We start from the raw sequence: 1,199 nt of genomic DNA, 5'->3' as shown, positions 1-1,199 counted from the left end.
GACGGCGACGCCACCGGCGAGGGCCATCGTGCATTCGCCGCCGCGCAGCGCCTGCACGGCCAGGTGCAGGGCGACGAGCGAGGACGAGCAGGCGGTGTCGACGGAGACGGCGGGGCCTTCGAGGCCGAGGGTGTAGGCGACGCGGCCGGAGACCACGCTCGCCGCGTTGCCGGTGCCGACGTGGCCGCTGAGTTCCTCGGGCCCGTGGCTGAGGAGCGCCGCGTAGTCCTGGCTGTTGGTGCCGACGAACACACCGGTACGCGAACCGCGCAGCACGGCCGGGTCGATCCCGGCCCGCTCGACGGCCTCCCACGACGTCTCCAGCAGCAACCGCTGCTGCGGATCCATCGCCAGCGCCTCACGCGGCGAGATCCCGAAGAAACCGGCGTCGAAGGCCGGGGCGTCCCGCAGGAAGGCGCCGGTGCGGACGTAGGTGCGGCCGGCTTTTCCGGGCTCGGGGTCGTAGAGGGCGTCGGTGTCCCAGCCGCGGTCGGTGGGGAAGTCGCCGATCGCGTCGCCCTCTTCCATGACGAGCCGCCACAGGTCCTCCGGCGAGGCAACGCCGCCCGGGTAGCGGCAGGCCATGCCGACGATGGCGATCGGCTCGTCGGCGGCGGCGAGGGCGCCGGTGCCGGCGGTCCCGGCGGCGTCGGTGGCGGCGCCGCACTCGGCGAGCAGGTGGCGGGCGAGGGTGAGGGAGGAAGGGAAGTCGAAGACGAGGGTGGAGGGCAGGCGCAGGCCGGTCGCGGTGATGAGGCGGTTGCGCAGTTCGACGGCGGTGAGCGAGTCGAAGCCCAGTTCCTTGAAGGCGCGGGCGGGTTCGACGGCCTCGGCGGACTCGTGGCCGAGGACGGCGGCGACTTCGGCCCGCACCAGGTCGAGGACGACGCGCTCGCGGTCGCCCTCGGGTGTGTCCGCCAGGCGCTGCTGAAGTGCGCTGAGGGCGCCGCCGGTGGCGCCGGCCGGGTCGGTGTCCAGGGCGTTCCGTGCCTCGGGGACGCCGTCGAAGAACGGGTTGGCGCGTTGCGCGGTGAACGCGGGGGCGAAGCGCTCCCAGTCGACGTCCACGACCACGGACGTGGTCTGGCCGCTGCCGAGGGCCCGCTCGAACGCGGTCAGGGCGCGGGCCGGATCCAGTGCCCGCAGGCCGCGGCGGCCGAGCCGGTCAGTGCTCTCGTCGCGGGCGGCCATGCCGACCT

1 protein-coding gene is annotated in these 1,199 nt (G+C 74.6%); it reads right to left on the bottom strand.

Annotated features, from left to right (window positions below):
* The coding region (locus tag K7G61_RS35865; RefSeq protein WP_308190812.1) for a beta-ketoacyl synthase N-terminal-like domain-containing protein at window positions 1-1,199 on the bottom strand (1,199 nt) is incomplete at both ends.

This window comes from Streptomyces sp. HPF1205 (assembly GCF_020400825.1).
In the GTDB taxonomy this organism is placed as follows: Bacteria; Actinomycetota; Actinomycetes; order Streptomycetales; family Streptomycetaceae; genus Actinacidiphila.
This window is presented reverse-complemented; position numbering and strand designations above follow the sequence as displayed.